Origin of the sequence: Cellulophaga omnivescoria (assembly GCF_027915275.1) — a bacterium.
Classification (GTDB): domain Bacteria; phylum Bacteroidota; class Bacteroidia; order Flavobacteriales; family Flavobacteriaceae; genus Cellulophaga; species Cellulophaga omnivescoria.
Genome location: NZ_CP115819.1, coordinates 3,537,557 through 3,564,328, shown reverse-complemented (window position 1 = coordinate 3,564,328; position 26,772 = coordinate 3,537,557). Strand labels below are relative to the sequence as shown.

22 protein-coding genes and 1 tRNA gene are annotated in these 26,772 nt (G+C 31.7%); 7 read left to right on the top strand and 16 right to left on the bottom strand.

Features of this window, described 5'->3' with window-relative positions:
- Positions 1-30: 30 nt before the first annotated feature.
- Entirely contained in the window at positions 31-405 is a 375-nt protein-coding gene (locus tag PBN93_RS15670) for a hypothetical protein (RefSeq protein ID WP_271081078.1), read from the bottom strand.
- A gap of 97 nt (positions 406-502) precedes the next feature.
- On the opposite strand from PBN93_RS15670, the gene PBN93_RS15665 reads away from it, so the two are divergent.
- On the top strand, positions 503-904 hold the full coding sequence (locus PBN93_RS15665) for a group III truncated hemoglobin (protein ID WP_271081077.1): 402 nt from the start codon (positions 503-505) through the stop codon (positions 902-904).
- Between the two features lie 107 nt (positions 905-1,011).
- Entirely contained in the window at positions 1,012-4,227 is a 3,216-nt protein-coding gene (gene ccsA / locus PBN93_RS15660; protein ID WP_271081076.1) for a cytochrome c biogenesis protein CcsA, read from the top strand.
- A gap of 1 nt (position 4,228) precedes the next feature.
- Here the strand turns inward: ccsA and PBN93_RS15655 are convergent, their stop codons facing one another.
- On the bottom strand, positions 4,229-5,029 hold the full coding sequence (locus PBN93_RS15655) for a membrane metalloprotease (RefSeq protein WP_271081075.1): 801 nt from the start codon (positions 5,027-5,029) through the stop codon (positions 4,229-4,231).
- 138 nt (positions 5,030-5,167) lie between these two features.
- Here PBN93_RS15655 and PBN93_RS15650 point away from each other — a divergent pair, with 138 nt between their 5' ends.
- Both PBN93_RS15650 and bshB1 read left to right on the top strand, forming a co-directional pair.
- Positions 5,168-6,319 carry a trans-sulfuration enzyme family protein gene (locus tag PBN93_RS15650; protein WP_077404478.1) on the top strand — a complete coding sequence of 384 codons (1,152 nt, stop codon included), beginning with the start codon at positions 5,168-5,170 and terminating at the stop codon, positions 6,317-6,319.
- 11 nt (positions 6,320-6,330) lie between these two features.
- Complete coding sequence (gene bshB1, locus PBN93_RS15645; RefSeq protein WP_271081074.1) at positions 6,331-7,047, top strand: bacillithiol biosynthesis deacetylase BshB1; 717 nt, start codon at positions 6,331-6,333, stop codon at positions 7,045-7,047.
- On the opposite strand, the gene PBN93_RS15640 is transcribed toward bshB1, so the two are convergent.
- Both PBN93_RS15640 and PBN93_RS15635 read right to left on the bottom strand, forming a co-directional pair.
- Complete coding sequence (locus tag PBN93_RS15640; RefSeq protein ID WP_271081073.1) at positions 7,048-9,102, bottom strand: tetratricopeptide repeat-containing sensor histidine kinase; 2,055 nt, start codon at positions 9,100-9,102, stop codon at positions 7,048-7,050.
- A gap of 135 nt (positions 9,103-9,237) precedes the next feature.
- Positions 9,238-11,304, bottom strand: a complete 2,067-nt coding sequence (locus PBN93_RS15635) for a tetratricopeptide repeat-containing sensor histidine kinase (protein WP_271081072.1) — start codon at positions 11,302-11,304, stop codon at positions 9,238-9,240.
- A gap of 276 nt (positions 11,305-11,580) precedes the next feature.
- Between PBN93_RS15635 and PBN93_RS15630 the strand changes: the two genes are divergently transcribed.
- Positions 11,581-11,656 (top strand) — tRNA-His (locus PBN93_RS15630).
- 117 nt (positions 11,657-11,773) lie between these two features.
- Here PBN93_RS15630 and PBN93_RS15625 read toward each other — a convergent pair.
- Positions 11,774-13,336 (bottom strand): M28 family peptidase, encoded by a 1,563-nt coding sequence (locus tag PBN93_RS15625; RefSeq protein WP_271081071.1) that lies wholly within the window; start codon positions 13,334-13,336, stop codon positions 11,774-11,776.
- Positions 13,337-13,961: 625 nt separating this feature from the next.
- Between PBN93_RS15625 and PBN93_RS15620 the strand changes: the two genes are divergently transcribed.
- The gene (locus tag PBN93_RS15620; protein ID WP_077404462.1) at positions 13,962-15,899 is read left to right on the top strand and encodes a CASTOR/POLLUX-related putative ion channel; all 1,938 of its coding nucleotides are present in this window, start codon (positions 13,962-13,964) and stop codon (positions 15,897-15,899) included.
- A 73-nt stretch (positions 15,900-15,972) separates the two neighbouring features.
- On the opposite strand, the gene PBN93_RS15615 is transcribed toward PBN93_RS15620, so the two are convergent.
- Positions 15,973-17,112, bottom strand: a complete 1,140-nt coding sequence (locus tag PBN93_RS15615; protein ID WP_077404459.1) for a sodium:calcium antiporter — start codon at positions 17,110-17,112, stop codon at positions 15,973-15,975.
- Positions 17,113-17,263: 151 nt separating this feature from the next.
- Here PBN93_RS15615 and PBN93_RS15610 point away from each other — a divergent pair, with 151 nt between their 5' ends.
- Complete coding sequence (locus PBN93_RS15610) at positions 17,264-18,145, top strand: sterol desaturase family protein (RefSeq protein ID WP_077404456.1); 882 nt, start codon at positions 17,264-17,266, stop codon at positions 18,143-18,145.
- Positions 18,146-18,251: 106 nt separating this feature from the next.
- On the opposite strand, the gene PBN93_RS15605 is transcribed toward PBN93_RS15610, so the two are convergent.
- From PBN93_RS15605 to PBN93_RS15560, 10 genes are all read right to left on the bottom strand, one after another.
- Positions 18,252-19,190, bottom strand: coding sequence for an L-histidine N(alpha)-methyltransferase (locus tag PBN93_RS15605; RefSeq protein ID WP_271081070.1), 939 nt, complete (start codon positions 19,188-19,190; stop codon positions 18,252-18,254).
- Between the two features lies 1 nt (position 19,191).
- Positions 19,192-20,340, bottom strand: coding sequence for an ergothioneine biosynthesis protein EgtB (egtB, locus tag PBN93_RS15600; RefSeq protein WP_077404450.1), 1,149 nt, complete (start codon positions 20,338-20,340; stop codon positions 19,192-19,194).
- A complete protein-coding gene (locus tag PBN93_RS15595; protein ID WP_077404447.1) occupies positions 20,333-21,553 on the bottom strand; it encodes a bifunctional alpha/beta hydrolase/OsmC family protein in 1,221 nt (406 codons plus the stop codon). Before PBN93_RS15595 ends, egtB begins: the two co-directional genes overlap by 8 nt.
- A 530-nt stretch (positions 21,554-22,083) precedes the next feature.
- Entirely contained in the window at positions 22,084-22,365 is a 282-nt protein-coding gene (locus PBN93_RS15590) for a DUF427 domain-containing protein (RefSeq protein ID WP_077400078.1), read from the bottom strand.
- A 104-nt stretch (positions 22,366-22,469) separates the two neighbouring features.
- The gene (locus tag PBN93_RS15585; RefSeq protein WP_271081069.1) at positions 22,470-23,204 is read right to left on the bottom strand and encodes a flavodoxin family protein; all 735 of its coding nucleotides are present in this window, start codon (positions 23,202-23,204) and stop codon (positions 22,470-22,472) included.
- A gap of 30 nt (positions 23,205-23,234) precedes the next feature.
- Positions 23,235-24,797, bottom strand: a complete 1,563-nt coding sequence (locus PBN93_RS15580) for a protein adenylyltransferase SelO (protein WP_271081068.1) — start codon at positions 24,795-24,797, stop codon at positions 23,235-23,237.
- A 3-nt stretch (positions 24,798-24,800) separates the two neighbouring features.
- Positions 24,801-25,076 carry a GNAT family N-acetyltransferase gene (locus tag PBN93_RS15575; RefSeq protein ID WP_077400069.1) on the bottom strand — a complete coding sequence of 92 codons (276 nt, stop codon included), beginning with the start codon at positions 25,074-25,076 and terminating at the stop codon, positions 24,801-24,803.
- 59 nt (positions 25,077-25,135) lie between these two features.
- Positions 25,136-25,687, bottom strand: a complete 552-nt coding sequence (msrA, locus tag PBN93_RS15570; RefSeq protein ID WP_271081067.1) for a peptide-methionine (S)-S-oxide reductase MsrA — start codon at positions 25,685-25,687, stop codon at positions 25,136-25,138.
- Positions 25,684-26,145, bottom strand: a complete 462-nt coding sequence (msrB, locus tag PBN93_RS15565; protein WP_271081066.1) for a peptide-methionine (R)-S-oxide reductase MsrB — start codon at positions 26,143-26,145, stop codon at positions 25,684-25,686. The genes msrA and msrB overlap by 4 nt, the downstream gene beginning before the upstream one ends.
- 164 nt (positions 26,146-26,309) lie before the next feature.
- On the bottom strand, positions 26,310-26,735 hold the full coding sequence (locus tag PBN93_RS15560) for a 3D domain-containing protein (protein WP_271081065.1): 426 nt from the start codon (positions 26,733-26,735) through the stop codon (positions 26,310-26,312).
- Positions 26,736-26,772: the final 37 nt, after the last annotated feature.

The window sequence follows — 26,772 nt, the reverse complement described above, 5'->3', positions numbered from 1 at the left end:
ACAAAAGTACAGCTAATCTACTTAAAACTATTATTCTTTACAACCAATTGTTACTGCGTGTGTGTGCCCTGCATTGGTACTTGCAGCTATAGTAATTGCATTATTGGTTTTTAAAGTTGCAAAATCTTCTGCTGTTATAGTAAGCATATGTTCATGACCGGTTGCGCCAATTAATGTGTATACTTTTGTGGCACCGCTAATTATATCTGCCGTAGCAATTTCTAAAGTATGATTGTGATTACCTACGATGGTAATTTTAGTACCATTTTCTATGCAATTTCCTTTTGGTCCATCTTCCACATTATTGGTAGAATCATCATCACTAGAACAACTAATATTACAAGTTAATAACACCAAAAAAAGGGTGTGATAAATATACTTTTTAAGAGGTGTACTATTAAACATAATTCTACTTTTTTAACTGTTATTAAGGCTTTGTTGTTTAGTTTTGTAACTAATACAGGCTTAATTATTTGCTAATGTATTAAATAGTATTTGTAATATGAAAAAACTTGAGCTCACAACCAAAGAGAATGTATTTTTATTAGTTTCATCTTTTTATGATAAAATACGCAAAGATGAAACTTTAGGTCCTATTTTTAATGGTATAATTAAAGATTGGGACCACCATTTACTACACCTTACCAATTTTTGGAGTAATCAGTTATTTATAGAGCGTGGCACTTATAAAGGTAACCCTATAGCGGTACACAATAAAGTGGATAATTACACTAATAATAGTATTAATGAGATGCATTTTGGTATTTGGTTAAATTATTGGTTAGAAACGTTAGATGAACTTTTTGAAGGAGACAATCTTACTATAGCCAAAAATAGAGCTCGTAATATGGGGTCTAATATTCACATTCATATTTTTAACGCTAGACAAAACACTAGTTCATAAACAGATTAAACATTAGGTTTTCATTAACACATTTATTGTTGTTTTAGGTATAAAAAAACACAAAAAGGGCGTATTTTTGCAAACCAATTCATTTACTATTATCCAAGATGATAAATTTAATTAAGAAGTTCTTTTTTTCTACACGTTTAATGTCATTTTTATTCATAGCATTTGCAACCGCAATGGCTTTTGGGACATTTATTGAAAGCTGGTACAGCACTGATACAGCAAGAATATGGATTTACAACACTGTTTGGTTTGAGGCTATTATGGTCTTTTTTGTAATTAATTTTATAGGAAACATAGCTAGATACAATTTGTTGCGTAAAGAAAAATGGGCGGTTTTATTACTACACCTTTCTTGGATTTTTATTATTATAGGTGCTTTTGTAACTAGGTATATTAGTTATGAAGGAATGATGCCAATACGTGAAGGAGAAACAGCAAACGTATTCTTTTCAGATAAAACATATATCTCTACAATTGTATATGGTAAAAAAGATGGTGTAAAAATGCAGAAAAAGCAAGAGTATCCTATTCTAGTTACTGCAGAAGCATTAAAATCTAATTTGCCTATACATACAAATTTTGATAAGACTGAATACACTATAGCATATGCTGGTTTTATAGATGGTGCTAAAGAAGGTTTAATAATTGGAGATGAAGGAAAAAACTTTTTAAAAATAGTAGAATCTAGTAGTGGTGGTCGTCATGATCATTATTTAGAAGAAGGTGTAGTGCAAAGTATACACAATGTATTGTTTGCTTTAAATAAACCTACAGAAGGAGCTATAAATATCACCGCAACAGACTCTAGCTATACCATACAATCACCTTTTGAAGGAACATTTATGCGTATGGCAGATAGGTTACAAGGTGGTGTTAAAAAAGATACCGTACAAAAACTACAATTGCGTTCTTTATACCAAATGGCAAATATGCAGTTTGTTATGCCAGATTCTTTGGTAAAGGGTAAAAACGGAATTATACGTATTCCAGATGAGGAACGTACAGAAAATATGCCAGATGCCTTAATTTTAGATATTACAGTAAACGGCAAAACGGTACGTAAAAAACTTTTAGGTTCTAAAGGAATGATGCAGTATTCTGATCCGTTTAAAATTGGCGATTTAGAATTTAGAATGGCTTACGGATCTAAAATTCATGAGTTGCCTTTTGCTATTAAATTAAATGACTTTATAGCAGAAAAGTATCCTGGTACAGAAAAAGGTTATGCGTCTTTTATGAGTAAAGTTACTATTGAAGATGAAAAACCTTTTGATTATGATATTTTTATGAATCATATATTAGATCACAGAGGCTACCGTTTTTTTCAAGCCAGTTTTGATCCAGATGAGCTAGGTACAAGATTATCTGTTAATCACGATTTTTGGGGTACTTGGATTACCTATATTGGTTATTTTATGTTATATGCTGGTTTAATGGGGATTATGTTTTTTGGTAAAACTAGGTTTAAAGACTTGGCTGTTTCATTGGATAAAATAAAAGCGAAAAAGGCAAAGCTTACCACAATCATTCTTTTAGGGTGTTTATTAAATGTTACGGCACAGACAAAAACTACAGATAGTCATAATCACGCTCAAGAGCACAGTTCAGGAGATGGGCATAACCACGCAGAACTACCTAGTCAAGAGGTTATAGACTCTATTATTTTAGCTACAGCAGTATCTAAAGAGCACGCAGAGGAGTTTGGTAAATTAGTTATACAGGATGAAGGAGGACGTATGAAACCCATAAACACCTTTACATCTGAATTGCTGCGTAAATTAAGTTTAAAGGATAAATATTTAGGTTTAACATCGGACCAAGTGTTTATATCTATGATGTCTAACCAACAATTATGGGCTAATGCACACATTATTGCCATAGATAAAAAAGGATACAATGATAGTATACGTAAAGTTATAGGAGTACCATCTGGACAGCGTTATGCAACGTTAATGGACTTTTTTGATGAAAAACAAAGCTACAAGTTAGATCCGTTTTTGGTTGAAGCTACAGCCACTAACAATCCAAACAAATTTCAGCAAGATTATAAAGATGTTAACATTAGATTAGGGCTTTTAAATAGAGCATTGAGTGGAGAAATTTTAAAGATTTTTCCTTTACTAAATGTAGATAATAATAAGTGGATATCTGCTTTAGAATACAGAAGTAATAGCGGAGAGTTTCCACCGCAAGAAGAATTGTATGATAATTTTATAAAAAACTCTATACCTTATTATTTAATAGCACTACAAAAAGCAAGAGAATCTGGAGACTATACAGAAGCTAATAAAATGTTAACTGGTTTAAAAAAGAACCAGTTAAACCATGGAGAAGAAATTTTACCCTCAGAAACTAAAATAAATACAGAGGTTATATACAATAAGCTAAACATTTTTAATGTGCTGTATAAAGCTTATGCGGTTGTGGGCTTGTTTTTGTTCTTAATTCTTATTTTTCAAATATTTAAAGACCATAGTATTTGGCGCGTTGCAGTTTACTTTTTTAAAGGCACAATATATTTATTATTCTTATGGCATACAGCAGGTTTAATATTACGCTGGTACATATCTGGGCACGCACCTTGGAGTGATGCTTACGAGAGTATTATATATGTAGCTTGGGCTACTTTGGGTATGGGCTTACTGTTTGCTCGTAAAAGTAATTTAACCATAGCAGCAGCTACGTTTGTTACAGCTATGTTATTGTGGATAGCTCACCAGAATTGGGTAGACCCATCTATATCTAACCTGGTACCTGTTTTAGATAGTTATTGGTTAATGATACACGTTGCGGTAATTGTTGGTAGTTACGGACCTTTAACTGTGGGGATGATTCTTGGTGTTACATCATTAATTTTAATAATGCTAACAAATAAAAAGAACAAAGCTCGCATGGATCTTAACTTAAAAGAGTTAACTATAATTAACGAGCTTGTTTTAACAACTGGACTTGTAATGCTTACTATTGGAAACTTTTTAGGAGGTATGTGGGCTAATGAAAGTTGGGGTCGTTATTGGGGTTGGGACCCTAAGGAAACGTGGGCATTAATATCTATTATGATTTACGCTTTTGTTGTGCATATGAGAATTGTACCTGGTTTGCGTAGTAAGTGGTTATTTAATTTTGCAAGTATAGTAGCTTTTGCTAGTATAATGATGACATATTTTGGAGTAAACTTCTATTTAGCTGGTTTACATAGTTATGCAAGTGGTGCGCAAGTAATTACACCTATGTTTATATGGTATACAGCTGCAGGTGTAGTAATACTTGGAGCTATTAGCTATTGGAGGTTTAAAGTAAACTATTCTAAATAGTTTACTTTCCGCCATTAGCTTGTAAATCTGCAATACATTGCGCATCCAAAGTGGGTATTTTACCTCCGGTAATGGAGTTTAAAAGTCCTTCGCCAGTTTCTGCAGTCCAATACATTAAGCAGTTTTCTACGTTACAATGTTTACCGTGTGCAGTATCTTGGTGACTGGTTTGCATTGTAGATCCATTATTTACCAAACCAAGTAAATGTCCAAATTCATGATTTAGCACAGTAGAAGATAGTACTGTTCTGCTTGGTGCTAATGGTTTATTGCTAAATTCTTTTACAGTATTCTCAAAAATAGCAAAAGATGTGTTTTGGTAAGCAATACCTAAAACAGATCCTTCTTCTTTGTTATTAGCATATTCTGCATCTAAATAAATACCAAAAACTGCTATTTTATCATCTGTATTGTATTGGGTGCGCAGGTTGTTTTCCATTGCAATAATATCATCTACAGTGTAGGATGTTTTTGCAGGAACCGTTATTTCTTCTAACCTTAATTCCCAACCTTTAGACTTGTTTAGCCTTTCAGTAATAAAATTTTTAAAATTTTCTATAGTTTCATCAGTTGGCTTAAAATCTTTTACATAAAATATTTCAATAACTGTAGATTTATAAGTTGTATTAGATAATAGGTCATTAGCAGAAGAACCAACGTTTTTTCTGTTTCTTTCTTTAATTTCGTCTGTTATAATTTCATTATTATCATTTGTAAAAGAAGGAGTAGATTCGCTATCTGTAGAGCAGGTAATAAAAGAACTACATATTAAAATGCTGTATACTATAGTTTTAAATGTCATTTGTTGGTATTTATTCAATTTTTTATACTGTTGTTATATTTATATACGGTGTGTAATGGAAAATAGATTTGTTAGGTTGTTTAGGTTCTAAATTTGTAACTTTGATAGACCAACTAAAAAAGAACTAAAACAACTAAAATGAAGCAATCTAAGGCAGGTTTAAATACAATTTGTACTCACACAGGAGAAGTAGAAGATAAACAATTTAAAGGGGCTGTGTCTCCATTATATATGAGTTCTTCTTACGCTTTTGAAGGTGTAGATGTAAAAAGGTATCCAAGATATTTTAATACGCCAAACCAAGAGGCCTTGTGTAAAAAAGTTGCTGCATTAGAGCATACAGAGGCTGGCTTAATTTTTGGTAGTGGTATGGCGGCAGTAAGCACTGCCTTAATGGCGTTTTTACACGCGGGAGACCATGTTGTTTTACAAAAAACATTATACGGTGGCACTTATAATTTAATACAAGAAGAGTTTTCTAAATTTGGAATAGAATACTCTTTAACAGATGGATTAAAAGCAGAAGATTTTGAAGCCAAAATAAAAGAAAATACTAAGGTTATTTATATAGAAACACCATCTAACCCTTTACTAACCATAACCGATTTAAAAGCGGTTGCTACTTTGGCTAAAAAGCACAATTTGGTTTCTATGATAGATAATACTTTTGCTAGTCCTGTAAACCAGAATCCAATAGATTTTGGAATTGATATTGTAATACATAGTGCAACTAAATATATGGGTGGACATTCCGATATTTGTGCAGGTGCTGTAGCATCATCAGCTAAAAATATAGATAAGATTTTTCAGCTAGCTAAAAATTTTGGAGGTAGTTTAAGTGATTACACCGTTTGGTTGTTAGAGCGTAGTATGAAAACTATGGGTATAAGAGTAAAGGCTCAGAATGAAAATGCCCAAAAAATGGCAGAGTATTTACATCAAAATAAAGATGTAGAAGTTGTGTATTATCCTGGTTTAGAGTCGCATCCAGACCACGAACTAGCAAAGTCACAAATGAAAGGTTTTGGAGGTATGTTATCTTTTGAGCTTAAGGACGACATAAATGCTATGAACTTTCAAAATGCATTAGAACTTATAAAACCATCTATGAGTTTGGCAGGGGTAGAAAGTACTGTTTTGTCGCCAACGCAAACATCTCATTCTCTATTAAGTGCAGAAGAAAGAGAAAAACAAGGTATTAAGGATGGTTTAATTCGTTTTTCTGTTGGTATAGAAGAAGTAGAAGATTTAATAGCTGATATAGAACAAGCATTAGCTAAGGTAAAATAGATTAGAATAAAATGAAGTTAGATATATTAGTTTTTGGGGCGCACCCAGATGATGCAGAGCTGGGAGCAGGAGCTACAATAGCAAAAGAAATTGCAAATGGTAAAAAAGTTGGTATTGTAGATTTAACTAGAGGTGAATTGGGTACTAGAGGTACGGCCAAAACTAGAGATGCAGAGGCAACAGCTGCCGCTAAAATTTTAGGTGTTAGCATACGAGAAAATTTAGCTTTTGAAGATGGTTTTTTTGTTAATGATAAAGCGCATCAATTGCAAATAATTAAAATGATACGTAAATACCAACCAGAGATTGTGTTGTGTAATGCTATTGATGATAGGCATATAGACCACGGTAAAGGAAGTAAATTAGTTAGTGATGCTTGTTTTTTAAGTGGTTTGTTAAAAATAGAAACAGATTTTGAAGGTAAGCCGCAGGAAAAATGGAGGCCAAAACACGTTTATCATTACATACAATGGAAAAATATTAAACCAGATTTTGTTGTAGATGTTACTGGTTTTATACAAACCAAAGTAAAATCTGTTTTGGCATACAAAACACAATTTTATGATACAAATAGCACAGCTCCGCAAACACCAATTACAAGTCAGAATTTTTTAGAAAGTGTTACATATAGAGCGCAAGACTTAGGGCGTTTAATAGGAGTAGACCACGCAGAAGGTTTTACAGTAGAGCGTTATGTAGCAGTGAGTAGTCTAGATAAGTTAATTTAGTTAGCTACCAGTTTTAGGAAGTTCAAAATAAAATATACTACCTTCACCCAAGGTGCTTTCTACCCAAATAGTACCTTGGTTGTTTGTTATCATCTCTTTACACAATGGTAGGCCTAAACCGGTTCCTTTTTCGTTATTTGTACCATATGATACTGCAATTGCATTATCACTAGAAAATAACTCATCTATTAACTCTGGCTTTATACCTATACCAGAATCTTGTACACTAGTTATCCAGCTGTTTTCTGTTTCTGTAGCTGTAATTGTTATGTTTCCACCGGTTTTGGTAAATTTTATAGCATTGCTTAATAAATTACGCACAACTACACTCATTTGGTTTTTATCTGCCCAAACAATAGTGTTACTTGGTATAGAATTGGTAATTTTAATGTTTTTATTTTCTGCTAATTCAGATAGTAAATTAATGTTATTATGTGCTAAATTGTACATTTTAGCATTACTAGGAGTGGTAGAACCACCATTCATTTGTGTTCTACTCCAAGAAAGTAAGTTTGTTAAAGTAAAAAATAACGCATCTACATCACTTTTTAATTTAGGTATAAAACTTAAAAAATCTTCAGTTTCAACATCTTTTGAAACAAACATATCTAGTAAACTTTGTAGTGCGGCAATTGGGTTTCTTAAATCGTGACCAATTATAGAAAATAGCTTGTCTTTAGTCTTGTTAATATTTTCAAGCTCATTTTCTCTCTTTTTTAAAACTTCTGTTTGCTCTATAAGCTGGTTGTAAAGTTTCTTTCTTGTGTTGGCTTGTATTTTTATAAGTAGTAAAATAAAGCTAAGTACAATTAATGCGGCAATTGCAAGAAAAAGATAATTCTGGTGCTTATCTATTTCTTTTTTAGCTTCGGCTTCGGTATCTCTTTTTTGTCTTTCGTATTCTGTTCTAGTTTTAAAAGCACCTAAGCTGTTGCTATTTTCTCTTCTTAAGATTGAATCTGATGTTTTTTTAAATAACTCTAAACTTTTAAGAGCTAAATCTGAATCATTATTTTTTTTATGTATTAAATATAAAGTTTCATAAGCTTCTTCTAGCTCTTCTAATAAATTAAACCTAGAGCCAATTTCTATAGCTTTGTTTACAGAAGTTTCTGCTTTTTCGGTATTGTTTAAACCTAAATAGGCTTTAGCCTTTGCATTTTCTAATGATATTATAGTTCTATCATCTGTTAAATCTTTTAAAATATTTTCACTAATATCTAACCATTTAAGTGCAAATTCTGGTTGGTTTTGCTTTATTAAAATTCTGGCTTTGTTAATGTAGCAATAAGATAGCCACTCTTTATCATTTTCTTTCTCAAAAGTAGCAATGCTATTGTCAATATATTCGGTTGCTAAGTCCAATTGATTTGTTTTAATATATATGTCAGACATATTAGAGTATGTTTCTGCAATATATATAGGGTTGCCAATTTCTTTGTTAAGTTTATTAACCTCTTCGTAAAGAGCAATACTTTGTGCATAGTCTTTTTGAGTGGCGTATAAACTTGCCGTATTGTCTTTTATAAAGGAAAGTAGTACCTTATTGTTGTTGGCTTCAGCAATATCTGCACCTTCTAAGTAAGCTTTTAATGCCTCACTATTTTTACCAACATACGCATTTTCAGAACCTATTTGGTTTAAAATATTTATTTGGCCTCTAACGTAATTAGCTTCTTTGGCTAATTTTAAAGCTTCATTTAACTGTTCTATTGCTAAGTCTGAGTTTCCTTGGTAAGAGTTGTAATAAGCTAAATGAGCTATAGCATCTGCTTTACCTTTCTTGTAATTTAAATTATTACTTAATTTATAGACTTTATCTGATATTGATTTTAAACTGTCTATATTGTCGTAGGTATAGTGACTTGCTAAAGAAGTGAGCAAATCTATATACTGTTTTTTGTCTTCTTTAGTTTTTAAATTTTTGGATGCATTTTCAACTAAGGCGGTAATACTATCTATTTTTGTCTGAGAATTTACTGTAAAAGCTAAAATAAATACAATAGTAAACAGGAAGATATTTTTATGTAAATATTTATGTAAACCTATGTTCATGCTCTAGTAAAAAATGGGTAAAAATGACTAGCAATATATTGATTACTAATGAGTTTAGCAAGTGTTTTAATCTAAAAATATAATTAACATATTAATTGTTAGTGTACATTATGAATTTAAAAAAATAGAACAGTTTTATAATGTATATTGATAATTGTCTTCTCCTTTTGGAACAGTAAAATAAAATATGGTTCCTTTTCCTAACTTACTTTTTGCCCATAAATTTCCTCCATTGTTTTCTACCATTTCTTTACTTAATGATATGCCCAAACCGGTACCTTTTTCATTGTCTGTTCCAAATGTGGTATGGCTCTGGTTAGGTGCAAAAACTTTGCTTAAATCTTCTTCACTCATACCAATACCTGTATCTTTTATAGTTACTTCTATAAATTGATACTTTTCTTGAGCATCTATAGTTATTTTACCACCTTTTGGTGTAAATTTTAGAGCATTGCTAATAATATTTCTAATAACAATGTCTATTTGGTTAGGATCAGAAAAAATTATAGTATTATCTGGAATCTCGTTAATTAAGGTAATATTTTTCTTTTTTGCTGTTTCTGCCAGTAAATTAATGTTGTTTTCTGCTAACGTATTTAATTCTGCTAATGTGGTATTTGTTGTTGCACCGTTCATTTGTGTTTGTCCCCATGACAATAAGTTGTTTAGGGTAAATGAAATATGGTCTACATCTTTAATTAATTTAGGTACAAAATCTCTAAACTCTGTTATAGCTAAGTCTCCAGATTTCATCATTTTTAGTACATCTAATAAAGCACCAATTGGTCCTCTTAAATCGTGTGCAATTATAGAAAATAGTTTGTCTTTGGTTTCATTTATTTCTTGCAGTTCTTCTTCTCTGTTTTCTAAAACTACTTGTTTTAACTGCAGTTCTGTATTTAATTTTTTGTGTGCTTTTCTACTTCTAGACATCATAAAAGTAATAATAGCCCAAATTACTAATATAGATGTACCTATATAAATAGCACTCCTAAGTTTGGCGTTTTCTAGCTTGTCTTTAACCTCTTTAGTTTCCTTTTGCTTATCTCTTTCTATTTTAGTTTGTAACATTAATAAGCTACGCTTATTTTCATTTCTAGATAGCGAGTCTGTTACCTTCTCGTACAGCTCATGAAAGTAAAGTGATTTTTCAAAATCTTTTTTATGTTTATTTATTTTGTACAGTATATCTGCTGCACTTTCTATATTTTTAATAGAGTTAAGTTCTTTAGCATTTTCGTAGGCTGTTAATGCATAAAGTTCTGCGGTATCTGTATTTTTATTGCCAAAATGGGCATAAGCTAGACCGCTTAGCAGGTTTAACTTGTCTCTATTGTTTTTAATTTGGTCGTATAAGTGAAAACTTTGGTCATACCAGCGTATAGCCCACTCATATTTCTTTTGCTTTAAGTATATATCGCCTTTAACTCTATAAGATTTAGCAATCCACCTAATATTATTGTATTCCTCAAAAATGCTTATACTTTTATTAATGTTAAACATTGCATTATTAATGTTGCCTATTTCACTTTGTAAATAAGCGTAGTTACACAATGTTTTTGCAGAATTAAAATCGTTTTTAAGTGTTAAATTAAGTTTTAAAGATTTTTTTAAAAATAATAAAGCTTGGTCATAATCTTTTTGAGCAGAGTAGAGGTTAGCAATATTTTCATTCATAACAGAAAGCATTCTGTTATTGTTGTTTTTTTCTGCTAATTCTACACCTTCTAAGTAAATAGCCAACGAGCTAGCATAGTCCCCAAAGTAATAATGAGACTGTGCAAAGTTGTTCATTATAGAAAGTTGTAAATGGCTATCATTTATTTTTTTGCTCTCTAGCAGCGCTTTGTTGTATAATATATTTGCTTTTTTGCTATTACCGGCATCAGAATAATAATTAGCAGTATGTAATAAGGCATTGCTTATACCGTAAGTGTACTCTAGCTCTTCACTTAATTTTAATGCTTTATTTGCTAAAATTAATAGGCTATCAGAATTGTAAAAGCGTAACCTTTTGGCTTTACTATTTAATGTATTTATGTATATAGTATCCTTAGGTACTATATCATTACTAACTGTAAGAATCTTACTTTTACTGGCAATTATTGTATTGCTAAAAAATAGAATACAACTAAAAACTAGCGTAAAGTATAGCTTTTTGTTAATTAAAAAATACACTTTGTTTTTAAATTCTGAAGGCATTAATTTTTTAAATAATCTTAGTGTTATAACTTAAACGTGAATTTATATGTAAGCATATGCTTTGACTAATTTATGTTGTGAAATGTCATTTTTTGTGTGTTTGAACCGTTTTTTTTAACCTATTGTCGACTTGGTAAAAATAAAGAACAGGGGTAAAATTACGATAAATATTGATAATTAGCACGTTACAATCTAATTTTTAAAATAGTGAAAATATGATGCAAAATTGTTTGATAGATAAAATAAAAAAAATTATCTTTGCATCCGCTTACAAATGGTGGATGTAGCTCAGCTGGTTAGAGTATCGGTTTGTGGTACCGAGGGTCGCCGGTTCGAACCCGGTCTTCCACCCAAAAGCAAAGCCTTGTTAATACTAACAAGGCTTTTTTGTTTTTAATTGTTACAATAAATGATACAAAAAAACCTCTACTTAATTTAGTAGAGGTTTTTTTAATTTATTTTTTATTACTTATTCAGTAGCTTTGTCTACAACTAATTTATTTGCTCTGTTAGCAATTTCCCATGCTGTATAAAAAACTAATCTGGTTCTGTTTTCTAGCAAATCGTAATTAATTTTATCTGGTGTGTCTGATGGTTGGTGATAATCATCATGAGTACCATTAAAATAAAAGATGATTGGAATGTTATTTTTAGCAAAGTTGTAATGATCACTTCTATAGTAAAAACGGTTAGGGTCGTTTTCGTCATTATAAGTGTAATCTAAAACAACATTTGTATACTTTTTGTTTACTTCTTCAGATAAGTTATGTAATTCTGAGCTTAATTTATCAGAACCAATTAGGTAAATGTAGTTTCTATCTCCTTCACGTTTAGGGTCAATTCTACCTACCATATCAATGTTAAGATTGGCAACTGTATTTTCTAAAGGAAAAATTGGGTCTACATCTGTGTAGTGTTGTGATCCTAATAAGCCTTTTTCTTCACCGGTAACGTGTAAAAATACAACAGAACGTTTTGGTCCATTACCATCTAATTCTGCTTTTCTAAATGCTTCAGCAATTTCTAATAAAGCAACAGTACCAGAACCATCATCATCTGCACCATTATTTATTTGTCCGTCTGCAGATACACCAATATGGTCTAAGTGAGAAGATATTACAAGGTATTCATTTGGTTTTTCAGAACCTTTAATATAAGCTACAACATTTTCAGATTTTACATCTTTGTTTCCGCTTTTTAAATCTATGTTTAAAGCAGTGCTAACAACCTTTGGAGCGTTATCTGTAGCAATATCTTTCACAATTGCATTGGCCAATGTAGTATTTACTAATATAGTAGCAAATTTGTTTGGTGTAGCTGGTTTTGGAGAAATTCTTTCTCTACCACTTTTTAACATTTGTGCAAAATACTGTTGGTATCTTGGGTAATTATTTTCATCATAAAAAATAATACCTTTAGCTCCTTTTTTCTGAGCAGCTTCAACTCTTTTAGCTAAAGCTTCAGATGGGTTACCCCATGAAGATTTTTCAGTTGATCCAGACACAACATAAGTACCGTCTTCATTTTTTGGTTCGCCAACTTTGGCTACAACAATTTTATTAGTAACATCTAAGTTTTTGTAATCAGAGTAGTTTTCTTCATCAATACCAAAACCTATATAAACTACATCTGTAAAATCACCAGTTGCAGCAGTAGTGGCAACGTAATCCTCTCCAAGCTTATACTCCTTGCCATTTACACTAAGTGAACCTGTAGGAAGTTTAGAAATCTCTAAAGGAACATCCTGAAAATAGTTTCCGTCTGCTTTTGCTGGCTTAATACCTAAACCAACATATTCTTTTTTTATGTATTCAATAGCTTTTTTTTGTCCTGGCTTACCTGTTTCACGGCCTTCAAATTCGTCTGATGCGTAAGTGTATAAATGAGCTTTTAGCTCGGCTTCTGTAATGGTTTTACCGTAAGTTTCCGGATTTACTTCTGTTGCTTTTTCAGACTTTTTTTCTCCTGTAGTTTTCTGAGTAGAATTACAGCTTATAGCCAAAGCTAGGGCTATAAATGCTAGTTTTTTCATATTTGGATTTTTAATTGTTCTTGTAATCTGAAAAGTACTAAAAAAAGGGGATATAGCTATACTTGTTATGTTGTTTGTTAAAAAAGTAATTTTATTGGGTTTTAATTGTGTTTTAAATTTAATTTTTATCCTTTTATAAACGTATTTTTATTTTTATTATTAAAGTTATGTGAATTAAATAATGTATGTATGTTTGCGTAAACTGCTTTTTTTAATAGATTTTGGCATTAAATTTCCTTTTCACCTAAAAGCGAAACAATTTGTTAATCATTAGTGTTCCTTTTTAACTTTTACATTAACATTTAGTTAAGAAATTTACCTTTAGTGCAATAACTTTCTAATAAAACTGTTATTTTAACTTAAATAGTTATTTGATTTACAAATGCTTATAAAACTGTATTATAACTGGTAAGAACTGAAAAATACTTTTAAAAATAGTGTAAAATATTGTTTTTTAGAGTTTTATGTATTTTTAATTATAAAGGTAAACTTTAGGTTCTAAATAGGTATAGTAGAGGTTTTTTTGATGAGGAAGATTATGCGGTTTTTGCAGTAAAATGAATTAAAATTAATAGCTGAAACAAAAGTTAACCAAATTTTTAAAACGTATAACCAACCTTTATTTATGAAAAACTCTTTTTCTGAACGTTTAAATTACAAAGCAGAACGTTTTTTAAGCAAAGGAGGCTCATCAATCTTTAAGAGCCTTTTAATTATATTTATTATTGTATTTGTATTTCTTGTAGGTTTACGCTTATTACTAATAAATCTTTTTCCTAGTTTAGACTATACTGGTAATATTTTTAGAGATATTTGGGTTACTTTTTTAGAAATGACCGATCCTGGTAATATGAACCAAGATAATGATGCGCCTACTTTTTTAAAGGTCTTAACTGTATTATCTGGTTTAACTGGTGTTATATTGTTATCTATGCTAATTGGTTTTATTACAACAGCTTTAGATACTATGTTGTATGATTTTAGAAAGGGTAGAGGTAAAGTTATAGAAAATAACCATACCATTATTTTGGGTTGGAATGAGCGTGTTGTGGACGTAATTAGAGAATTAATTTTAGCAAATGAAAGCGAGTCTAAAGCGTCTGTAGTTATTTTATCTAATACAGATAAAGAAGAAATGGATAACTTAATTACAAAGCGTTTGCCAGATATGATGACAACGGAAGTAATTACTACGCAAGGAGATTATGCTAATATTAACGAACTTAAACGTATAAACTTAGAGTCTGCAAGATCTATTATTATACTTGCTAGTTGTTCAGAGAGTGCCACGTTAAGCAAAAAGAAAGCTAGTGATGTACAATCTGTTAAATCTATATTAGCTATAACGGCTTGCCAAAACGGAAAAAATGAACTGCCAATAATTGCCGAGATTTTTACAAAAGAAAAAAGAGATATTATAAGCTTTTTTGAAGACGATAATATTATTGCTATTGATAGCTGGAATATTATGGGGAAATTATTAATACAAACATCTTTAACAAGTGGTTTAGACTCTGTGTATAAAGAGATTTTATCTTTTGATGGTTGTGAAATTTATTTTTATGAAGATAATTGGAACAAAGTACCTTTTGGGGAGTTAAGTTACTATTTAAAAGATGGTATTCCGCTAGGAATTTACACTAAAGAACAAGGTTTGGTGTTAAGACCTCCGGTAGATACAGTGCTTAATAATGGAGATTCTGTAGTAATTTTAGCAGAAGATGACTCTACAATATCTTTTGAAGGTAAACAGCATTTTTTTCCTAAAAAAGATAAAAAAATAATAAATGTACGTTTAGAGCAAAAGAAAAAACGAATTTTAATATTAGGTTGGCATAAAGTAGCCGAGGTATTTATAGAAGAAGCTACAGATTATTTATTAGAAGGCTCTGATTTTGATATTTTATTTGATGAACCTACAGATGAATTAACGGCAGTAGTCACAGAAATTAGAGATTTATATCCAGACTTTAATATTAATTTACACAACTCTAATCCTTTAGATCTGCACAAGCTAGAGGAAATTAATCCTGCAAGTTATGATACCGTTGTAATTTTGTCTCAGAGTATGGAAGAGCAATCTGCAGATAAAATAGATTCTGATACTTTAATTATTTTGTTACTATTACGAAAACTTGTAGAAAGTGCAGATGGTTTACATATTATAACTCAAGTTTTAAACTCAGAAAATCAAGAAATTATTACACAAACTAATGTAGACGATTTTATAATTAGTAATAAGCTAATTACAATGATTTTAGCGCAGTTAAGCGAAGAGGCTTTAATGAAAACTTTTTATGATGATATTTTCTCTGAAGATGGTAGTGAGATTTATGTAAAACCTGCAACGCTTTATTTTGATACCTTTCCTCAAAAATTAAGTTTTGCAGATGCTATATTTTGCGCGCAGCAGAGAGATGAAATTTGTTTAGGTGTTAGAAAAGGTGATTTAAGCAAGCGTTTAAGTGATAATTTTGGTATTACACTAAACTTATCAAAAGACACAGAAATAGAACTGCAAGAAAACGACTTCTTAATTGTTTTGTCTGAAGACGAATTGTAAAAGAAGTAGTTTTAATATACAAAAGAGGAGTTTATTCTATAAAATAAACTCCTCTTTTTTGTTGTGCTTAGTCTTAAATAATACTTGTAAACCAGTGTGATATGTGAGACAAACCATTAGAAACTTCATTAATTAAAGGTATGTCATAACTCAAGCCTTTGCCTACAGAATATATTACAAATAACATATACAGTAGTAATAGTAACTTTGCGTGTATACCTTTTATCCCTTTTTTAGATAAAATGAAGATAAAAAACACAATAACTGTTAAAATAAGGAGTAAAACGCGTAGCTGACCAATATTTTCTATGGTTTCTGCACTCATTTCTATTGGTCCGTATATTAAGGTAAATAAGAATAGCGGAAATCCTAAAGCAAAGCAAACATCAAATATATTGCTACCCAAAGCGTTTGCAACAGCATCATCATAATTACCTTTCATAGCATCTTTGTATGAAATTATTGTATCAGGTACACTTGTAGCTGCAGATGCTAAAACAACAGAAACAAAGTAAATAGGCATACCTGTTGCTGCGCCAAACTCTTGGCAAGCTTCTACCAACCAAAAACAAGCTAAACCAATAAATAAAACAGATATTAATAATAATAAAATAGCTTTAAGTTGGTTAATTTTAGAATCTCCTAAAACTACAGTTGCTAAATCTCCTTTAAATAAAGCAACCGCTCTGTTACCGCCATCGGCTTCTTCTTCGTAATCGTTTTCTACTTCTCCAGGTCCTTGACTAAGTAGCATATAACCAACGTAAACAAAATAAAGTGCCATTAAAATTAAGCCGTGTATCCAATTTAAAGAGGTTCCGCTTATTACAAAAATTAAGGCAAGTTCTGCTAAAATTAAAGAAATACCATCTCTGTATATCACTTTTTTAGAAACCTCAATTTTAGAGGTTATTTTTTTGCCAATAACAACTAAAATTACAACTGCAGGTATAATCATAGCGTTAAACACTGCACTTCCAGCGGTTGTTCCTATTCCTCCAGAAAAACCGTCTTTATCTTTTAAAACAAATAAAAAAAATAGTGTGGTAAAAAGTTCTGGCAAACTACTTCCTATTGCGTTTATAGTAGCACCTTTAATGCCTTCTTTCATATTTCGTCCAAGGTAATTAGAAGCCATTTCAAAACCATCACAGGCTCTCCAAATTATAATACACGTAATTAAAATGAGTCCTAGTGAAGTTAAAATTGCCATAAATAGTTTGTTGGTTTTGGGTAAATTTAAATAAATTAAATAGAAAATGTTAAAAAATATTTTGGGTAACCGTTAACAGCCGGTTAATATGTAACTAATGTTGCAGAGTGTTTGTTAGAAAATATAGATATTTACGACTCTTATTTTTGTTATGAATAATTATTTAGAAGCTTTTACAAATGCATTTTCAGGATCATTAAGTTGGACTTGGAAGTCTATAATTTTTGATGTGCCTTGGTATACCAATTATTTTTGGGGCTTATTGTTAATTTCGTTGCTTGTTTGGAGCTTAGAAATTTTGTTTCCTTGGCGTAAAAACCAATCAATTTTTAGAAAAGATTTTTGGTTAGATTTTTTCTATATGTTTTTTAACTTCTTTGTTTTTTCAATTGTTATTAGCGGGTTTTATAAGGTTTTAGAGTTATTTTTTGATTCTTTTGGTGTTACAGTAAAAAGCTTGGCTCTTGTAGATATTTCTAAATGGAGTATGGGATTACAGTTGTTGGTGTTTTTTATTGTTTTGGATTTTGTGCAATGGTTTACACACCTTTTACTACATAAGTTTCCTGTATTTTGGAATTTTCATAAAGTACACCATAGTGTTAAAGAAATGGGTTTTGCTGCTCATTTGCGTTACCATTGGATGGAAAACGTATTATATAAACCATTAAAGACCTTTGGTGTTTTAATTTTAGGCGGTTTTGAACCGGAGCAGGCTTTTATAGTCCATTTTTTTGCTATAACAATTGGTCATTTTAACCATTCTAACATAAAAATCACGTGGGGACCATTAAAATATATATTTAATAATCCTGTAATGCACTTATACCACCACGCCTATACAATACCAGAAGGCTCTTATGGTGTTAATTTTGGAATTAGTTTAAGCCTATGGGATTATATTTTTAAAACAAACTACATACCAGAAGATAGTGGTACTATACGTTTGGGTTTTGAGGGTGATGAGCATTTTCCTAAAGGATTTGTAAAGCAAAATTTATACGGTTTTACAAAAGATAAAAATGTAGAGTAGTGTTTATTGATTTTTATAGTTTAATTAAATTGTAATTGTCTATAAAAAAACCTTTTTTACATAAATACTAATACGTAAAAAAGGTTTGCTTGTGATTTTTAAAATCTTACTTTACCCAAAGGCTGTCTGTAAAATAGTGTTTGCAATCTAAAAAGTTGGTTGCAACAGTGTAGTTTGTTTTTAGTGCTAACTCTTCAATCTCAGTAAGATCATATTTTTTAGATAACTCTGTCCAAATAAGTTCATTTTGGTTAAAGTCTATTACTTTATTAAGTTTTTTTAAGTAAACTTGCTGTTTTTTAAGGCTTACAATATAACTCTTAACCTCTCCGTTAGTTGGGTTGTAGTGACAATAAAAATCAAAATCATCAATTTTAAAATCGGCCTCTAGTTCTCTGTTAATTCGCAATAAAAGGTTAAGGTTAAACCGTTTGGTAATTCCGTCTTTATCAAAATACGCATTGTGTATGGTAATAGGGTTCTTTTTTAGATCTATACCAATTAATAACTTATCATTAGGCTTCATATTCTTATTAAAAAGCTGTAGTAGTTCTGTAGCTTCATCATAAGCATAGTTCCCTATATTACTTCCTAAAAATAGTAGTAAGCTAGGTGTGGTATCTTGTTTAAGCTCTTTAAGCATTTTAAAATAGTCGCCAATTTTTGGCTTAATAGATACATTTGGCAAACGCTCTTTTAGCTTTTTTGTAAGCATATCTATAGCTTCTTTGCTAATATCTATTGGTATGTAATGAAAAGCTATATTATTTTGCTCCAAGTACTCTAAGAGTTTAAATGTTTTAAAACCGTCACCAGCACCAAATTCTATAATGTTAAACGGTACATTAAACTCTAATGCATCTACAATTTGTTTTGCTTGAAGCGATAAGATTTCAAATTCACTATCTGTTAAGTAGTATGATTGCATGTGCATAATTTCCTGAAAAATTCTGCTTCCAGCATCATCATAAAAGTATTTAGAAGATAGGTGTTTCTTGGGCGCAGTTAGGCCATCTAGTATATCTTTATCAAAAGTATAGTCCATATTATTGTGCAAGTCTTATTCCAGAAAATAACCAGCGCATATCTGCCTGAAAAAAGTTTCTGTATGTTTTTCTACTGTGGTTTTCTGGTGTTGCTATAGAGGCTCCTCTAAGCACGTGTTGATTAATCATAAACTTACCATTGTATTCACCTAAAGCACCAGGGGCTTTAGAAAAATTTGGGTAAGGCAAGTAAGCACTATTGGTCCATTCCCAAAGTTCACCGTAATTTAGGTGTTCCGCGGCAACTTCCCACTCAAACTCTGTAGGTAAGCGCATTTGTTTCCATTCCGCATAGGCATAGGCTTCATACATACTAATGTGGGTAACCGGCTTGTTTGGTTCTACAGGCTTAAAACCATTTAATGTATAGTAGTGCCAAACGCCTTTAACTTTGTGCCAGTATAAAGGAGCAATAATGTTGTTTTTGGTAATAAAATCCCAGCCTTCTGCGTGCCAAAGGTTAAAATTGGTGTAGCCACCGGCTTCTATAAATGCAATATACTCTGCATTAGTAGTTAAATTGTTGCTAATTTTAAATTGATGAAGATATGTTTTGTGTACGCCCAATTCATTGTCAAAACTAAAACCAGAAGTGCTATGTCCAATTTGGTATACGCCCTCTTTAATAGTAGTAAACTCTTGCTTTTGTGTTATGTCGTTTAATGCTATACTATTTTTAAGGGTAGGGAAGGTAGGCTGATTACCAAAAATGTATTTAATGTCATAATAAAATAACTCTTGGTGTTGCTGCTCATGGTTTATGCCTAGTTCTATAATTTCTATGGCTTTTTTAGATGGGTTAGTATCTAAAAAGTCTATCATTTTACTGTCTACATAATTTCTATAAGCGTAAACTTCATCCACAGTTGGGCGTGTCATTAGGCCTCTGTTTGGGCGTAAAACGCGTTCGCCAGCATTGTTATAGTAGCTATTAAAAAGATAAGCAAAATCGTCATTATAAACGGTATATTCTGCACTAAACTCTTTTAAAATAAACTGCTCAAAAAACCAAGTGGTATGTGCCAAATGCCATTTAGGAGGCGACACAAACTCTGCCGGTTGAACAGAATAATCTTCGGTTTTAAGGTCTTTACAAATTTTAATAAAACGGTTACGGGTATTTAAATATGCGTCTTTTATATTAGTCATTTACTATTGTTGTATCTATAATAATATCACTTTGTAATGTTCTGTGAACAGGGCATTTAGATGCTATCTCTTTAAGTCTTAGTTTTTGTTTGTCATCTAGATTGCCCACAAACTTTAATTTCTTAGAAAGATGGTCGTATTTAGTTGGTTTGTCTACATCCAACATTAAATCTGCGCTGTGTTTTTTAGCATACGTAATATAAACAAAAACTTCTTGTAAATCCCATTTTTTGCGTTGCGCATACATTTTTAATGTCATTACAGTGCAAGCAGCTAAACCAGCACTTAAAAAATCGTAAGGAGACGGACCAAAATCATCTCCAATACCTTCTGGCTCATCTGCAATTAAGGTGTGATTTTTAGTCTGTATGGTTGTTGTAAAATTATCATCCAATAAGTTAAGGTGTCCAACCAATTGTTCGCCTTCTGTAGAGAGCATTTCATTTTCTTTTGGCTCAAAATAACGTTGTACCCAAGTACCAATAACATTACCAGCATAAATACTGTCGGTTGAGTTTGTTAGTAGGTGATCTGCTTGATCCAAACTAACAAAGCTTTTAGGGTGGTGTGCGTTTAAATAAAGCTCCTGAGCGTTATCTACACCAACAATGGTGTCTATAGGTGAATGTAGAATTAAAATGGGCTTACGGAGCTCTTTTGTTATTTTTGGTAAGTCTGTTTTGCTAAAGTCCTCTGCAAACTCCTTGTTTATTTTAAAAGGTCTGCCACCAATGTTAACTTCTACGTTTCCTTTTTCTGGAATACTGCTAATATCGTGGGTAAATAAATGTGTTACGTGACTAGCAGTAGAAGGTGCGCCAATAGTAGCAACAGCTTTAATATTTGCTAGTTTAGACGCTGCAACAATAACTGCTGCACCACCTAGAGAATGCCCTACTAATAGGGAGGGAGCACTATAGTTTTTAGTTAAGTAATTGTTTACCGCAATTAAGTCATCTACATTTGCTGAAAAATGACTGTCTGCAAACTCACCTTCACTGCGTCCAAGTCCTGTAAAATCGAACCTAAGAACCCCAAAACCGTGCGTTGTAAGAGACCTGCTAATGTTTTTTACAGCTGTTAATGTGCTGCTACAAGTAAAACAATGTGCAAAAATGGCAAAGTAGTTTGGTTTTTGGTTGGCAGGTAGCTCTAAGTAGGCTTGTAGCTGTAAACCATTTTTATTCTTTATATGTAATCTAGTGCTCTTCATTCATTAATTTTTTAGTGTTTATGTGCTTAGAAAAATTGTAATAAAAGCAATTGTAATTTTGATAGAATTTAGGTTTTGTAAAAAGGTTTTTCAATATTTAAGTTAAGGTAATTTTTATACTCTTTTTGTAATGGTATAAGTGCTAAAAACTGATAAGTAAGTATGAATTGTAATTTTTTATAATTTAAACTTGTATAGCTTTTTTAATGCTATCTACATTTTGTACTTTTATTCTGTTTAAAAACACGCTATATACTTATTGGTATTTTTTTTTAAAACGCATTATTTTGATAGTTTAAATATAAATTAAGTTCTTGTTATCCAGTTTTTTATTATTTTTTAATTAAACTTATAATTTAATTATTAAAATGTGAGTTTAATTTTCGAAATATTTGAATATAAAAACAAAACCTCTCGTTATATTTTGGATCTTAAATAACAATTTTAAAACAGCATTTGCATATTTATGGTAACCTGTGCTTGGGGTTATCTTATAAAATTAATCTTCTGCTATTTTTAGAGTAAAAATACTATTCTACTACTTCTACACCTTTCCAAAAAGCAACATAACCTTCTATTGGTTTTGCCATTTTAGAAACTTCTGGATAATGCCAAGCAGCATCTTTATTTTCTTTACCATCTACAGTAACGCTGTAGTAGTGGGCTTTGCCTTTCCAAGGGCAAGTTGTATGTGTAGTTGATGCCGCAAAAAACTCTTGTTTAATGCTCTCTTTTGGGAAATAATGATTGTTTTCTATGACTATAGTATCATTACTCTCTGCTATAACTGTGTTATTCCAAATTGCTTTCATAAATGTGGTTTTTAGTTAATTTGTTATTGATTATTTTGTCGGAAAAAGGTGCTTAAAATTACAGTGCAACCATAGTGCTGTTTTGCAGTTCGTTAGCTAGTTTTTTAACGATATTCAGGATTCTGAAAGTTCCATTTTTTACCATTGTCCCAACCATCTCTAGAGTTTCCGTAACTAGGATAGCCTCCTTGTTCTTTTAGCATTTTAGCTAAGTGCATAAGGTTGTAGGTCATAAAGGTCGTGTTTCTGTTTGTAAAGTCGGACTCTAAGCCAACAGGAGTGTCTAATTTTTCTCCTTTCCACTCGGTGTCACCATAGCTAGGGCCTGGACCAACTTCGCCAATCCAACCAGCATCAGCCTGTGGTGGTATAGAATAACCAATATGTTGCATAGCATATAAAATACCCATAGCACAGTGTTTTACACCGTCTTCATTGCCTGTAATAATAGTGCCACCTACTTTTCCGTAAAACAAATACTGTCCCTTTTCATTTGTCATACCACTCATAGCATATAGTCGTTCTATAAGCTTTTGTGCTTCAGAAGACTTTTCTCCTAACCAAATAGGCGTGCCAATAATAAGTATATCAGCATCTATAATTTTTTTAAACAGCTCTGGCCATTCATCTTTATCCCAGCCGTGCTCTGTCATATCTGGATAAACACCACTAGCAACATCGTGATCTACAAGTCGTAATTGTTCTACAGTAACATTCTCTTTACGCATTATTTGTTTAGAAACCTCCATAAGTTTAGAAGTATGACTTTCTGATGGTGATTTTTTAAGTGTACAGTTAATGTACATTGCTTTTAAATTACTAAAATCTGTTTTTTGCATAGTGTCTGTTTTATTAGTTATGACCAGATATTATGAGCTACAGGATAACATAGAACAACCAACCTTATGTTTTGCCCAATCTGGTCTTTTGGTAAACCATTTTTGATGTTCTGGTTGATCTTCATATGGATTTTTTAAAAGCTGATATAGTTCCTCTAGTACGCTGTAATTACCATTGTCTGCAGCATCAATTGCTAATTGCGCCATATAGTTGCGTAATACGTACTTAGGGTTAGTTAGGTTCATCTTTACTTTACGTTCATCATCTGTTGTTTTTTCTAACTTTAACCTGCTAGCATATGCAGTAAACCAATTGTTCCAATGTGTTTTTATATTATCTGTTAATGTGTTTGTATCATAAAAAGCCTCTTTAATGCTGTTTAGAGCTTCTTTAGGAGCGTTTTTATTAAAAGTGGATAAGTTCCTGTAAAAGATAGTCATATCGGTTTCTACGCGCTGTAAATTTTCTTCAAGCTGTTCTATAAGTTTATAATCTGTGTCAAATTCTGTAAACAAACCAATTTTAGAACGCATCATTTTTAAAGAAGCCTTATCATAACCAAGTTTGTAATTGTCTAAAATAGCTTCTAGGGGAGCGGCTTCATTTATCAAAGGAAACAAAGCATTTGCCAGTTGAAAAAGATTCCACAAACCAACATTAGGTTGGTTGTTGTAGCGGTAACGTCTGTTTTCTGCATCTGTAGTATTAGGTGTCCAGTCCGGATTATAATCGTCTAACCAGCCATAAGGACCATAGTCTATAGTTAAACCTAGAATAGACATATTATCGGTATTCATAACACCGTGCACAAAACCTACACGTTGCCAATGTACAATCATTTCTAGTGTACGTTCTGCAACTTCTTTAAAAAATGCAATGTATGTTTCTTTAGATGGATTGCCTAAATGAGAAAAATGATTTTTTATAGTGTAATTTACTAGCGTAGTTAAGGTAGTGGTATCTTCTCTTGCTGCCAACAATTGAATATTTCCAAAGCGTAAAAAACTTGGCGCAACTCTGGTAACAATAGCTCCTTTTTCATAAGCAGCATTACCATTGTACAACATATCTCTTAGTACATTATCTCCTGTAAGTGCTAAAGACAAGGCTCTTGTTGTGGGTACACCTAAGTGGTACATAGCTTCGCTACATAAATACTCTCTTACAGATGATCGCAATACTGCTAGACCATCTGCTGATCTAGAATACGGAGTTTCTCCTGCACCTTTAAGTTGTAGAGCCCATATTTTATTGTTGTGTTCTACCTCAGCTAAATTTATAGCTCTACCATCGCCTAATTGTCCGGCCCAATTACCAAATTGATGTCCGCCATAACACATAGCATACGGTTTGGTATCTGCCATAACGCTATTACCTGTAAATACGTTTAAAAACTCTTTAGTAGCACTATCTTTTTTAGTTAGTCCAAGTGTACGTAGCATTTCATCAGAAACGTGAATTATTTCTGGGTTTGCAGTTTTTTTAGGGGTAACATAAGAAAAACAAGCATTAGAAACCTGCCTTCTATAATTTTTTAAAATAGGATCTGCAGGTAATTGCGATATAAATCTATTTTTTAAGTTAAATTTCATTCGTTAGGCTTGTTCAATTATAGTACTCCACTTATCACTTCTTTTAGCAATAGCCTTAACGTATCCGCAAACAGCTACAGCTTTGTACCCTTGTGTGGTAAGCAGCTCAAAAGTTTGTTCCACTAAAACTTTGCCTATGCCTTTACCTCTTAAGCTGGTAGGTACTTCAGAATATACTAAGTACATTTTACCATCTTTAAGCTTGTAATCTACAAATGCAGTGGCACCTTCTACATCCATAGTAAATTTTTGATTTTCTTTATCGTGTATAACTTTCATTATTTCTAAAATTTAAAATACCTGTAAATCATTAAGAATTACAGGTATTATATGTTGTGTTAAGCTGTTATGCTTTTTAATTTATCTGCGTGCATTTGTCGTAGTTTAGCTAGTTTAGGGTCTATAACTACGGTACAATACCCCATTGTTTTATTATTTTTATAAAAACTTTGGTGTTCTTCTTCTGCGTCATAAAAAACACCAATGGGGCTAAGTTCTGTAACAATAGCATCTGCGTAATACGGAGCCATTTCTGCTAAAACAACCTCAGCAACCTCTTTTTGCATTTGATTATGGTAATAAATTACAGATCTGTACTGTGTACCAGCGTCTGCACCTTGTCTGTTTAGCGTAGTAGGGTTGTGGGTAGTCATAAATATAACCAGTAAATCTTGGTACGTTATTTCTGCGGCATTGTAAGTAACCTGCACCACCTCTGCATGACCCGTTAAACCCGAGCATATTTCTCTGTACGTTGGTCTACCAGGAGCAATACCACCTGTATAGCCAGAAACTACCTTTTCTACACCTTTAACCTCATTAAAAACTGCTTCTGTACACCAAAAGCATCCTCCACCAACAGTTAATGTTTCTAATTGTCTATTCTTCATTCTTGTATTTCCTTTCTATTTTGTAATTGTAAAGCCTCTGAGTTTATGCAGTAGCGTAAACCACTAGGTTCTGGTCCGTCTGGAAAAATATGACCTAAGTGAGCATTACATGTATTACACAAAACCTCTACTCGTATCATTCCAAAACTATTATCTTTTACATATTTAATAGCATTTTCTTTAATAGGCTGTGTAAAACTAGGCCAACCAGAGTTAGACTTAAACTTAATGTCTGAGTTAAACAATGGCGTGTTGCAGCAAACACAATTATACTCACCATCTGTAAAAGAACTACAAAAGGAACCACTATTAGCTGGCTCTGTACCTTTTCTACGTGTAATTCTGTATTGTTCTGGCGTTAGTATTTGTTTCCACTCTGCATCCGACTTTTCAACTTTAAAATCTGGCTTTAAATTACCTTTTACAGTAAAATGAATTATATTTTTCCAAGTTAGCATAAAATCAATTTATTTTCTGTATTGTAATTGTTATACTACTGTTATTTTATTTTTGATTTTAGTCGTTTTAAAATTGCTATCCTATCATTTTTATAGGGTAGTACTAATTACTACAATATTTATCTAAACACTGTTTTTTTAAAGATAAAAAGAACGCTTTAAAATTAGGGTGTTTTTAAGCTATCTTTAAGAGTTTTGTATTGTATATTAATTTTTTTAACACCATATTCAATAGCTTTTTTTACATCTGTGCCCATATAAATATCTATACGGTTATGCCATTTAGAGTGCATTTTGTCTTTTACTAAATATGTACCACTAAAGCCTTCTAGTTTTACTTCTGTATTTCTTACCAAACCTAGTTTTAAAAGATCTTTAGAAACAGCTATATACTTATCTCCAGGTTTTAGACTATCTCCCCAAGCAGCAATTGTTGGGGTAGAAGAGGTTTGGTATGCCAAAGAGTTGTATGCTGTGGCTTTAACACTTAAGGTTTTCCATACATACGGATCCTCTTTCTTTTCTATACTTTTGTTAGCACAAGAAAAGAGTGTTATACAGCATAAAATGAAGGCAAGGTTCTTAATCATTAAACTAAATATACTATAATTTTATAAAAGTTGAGTT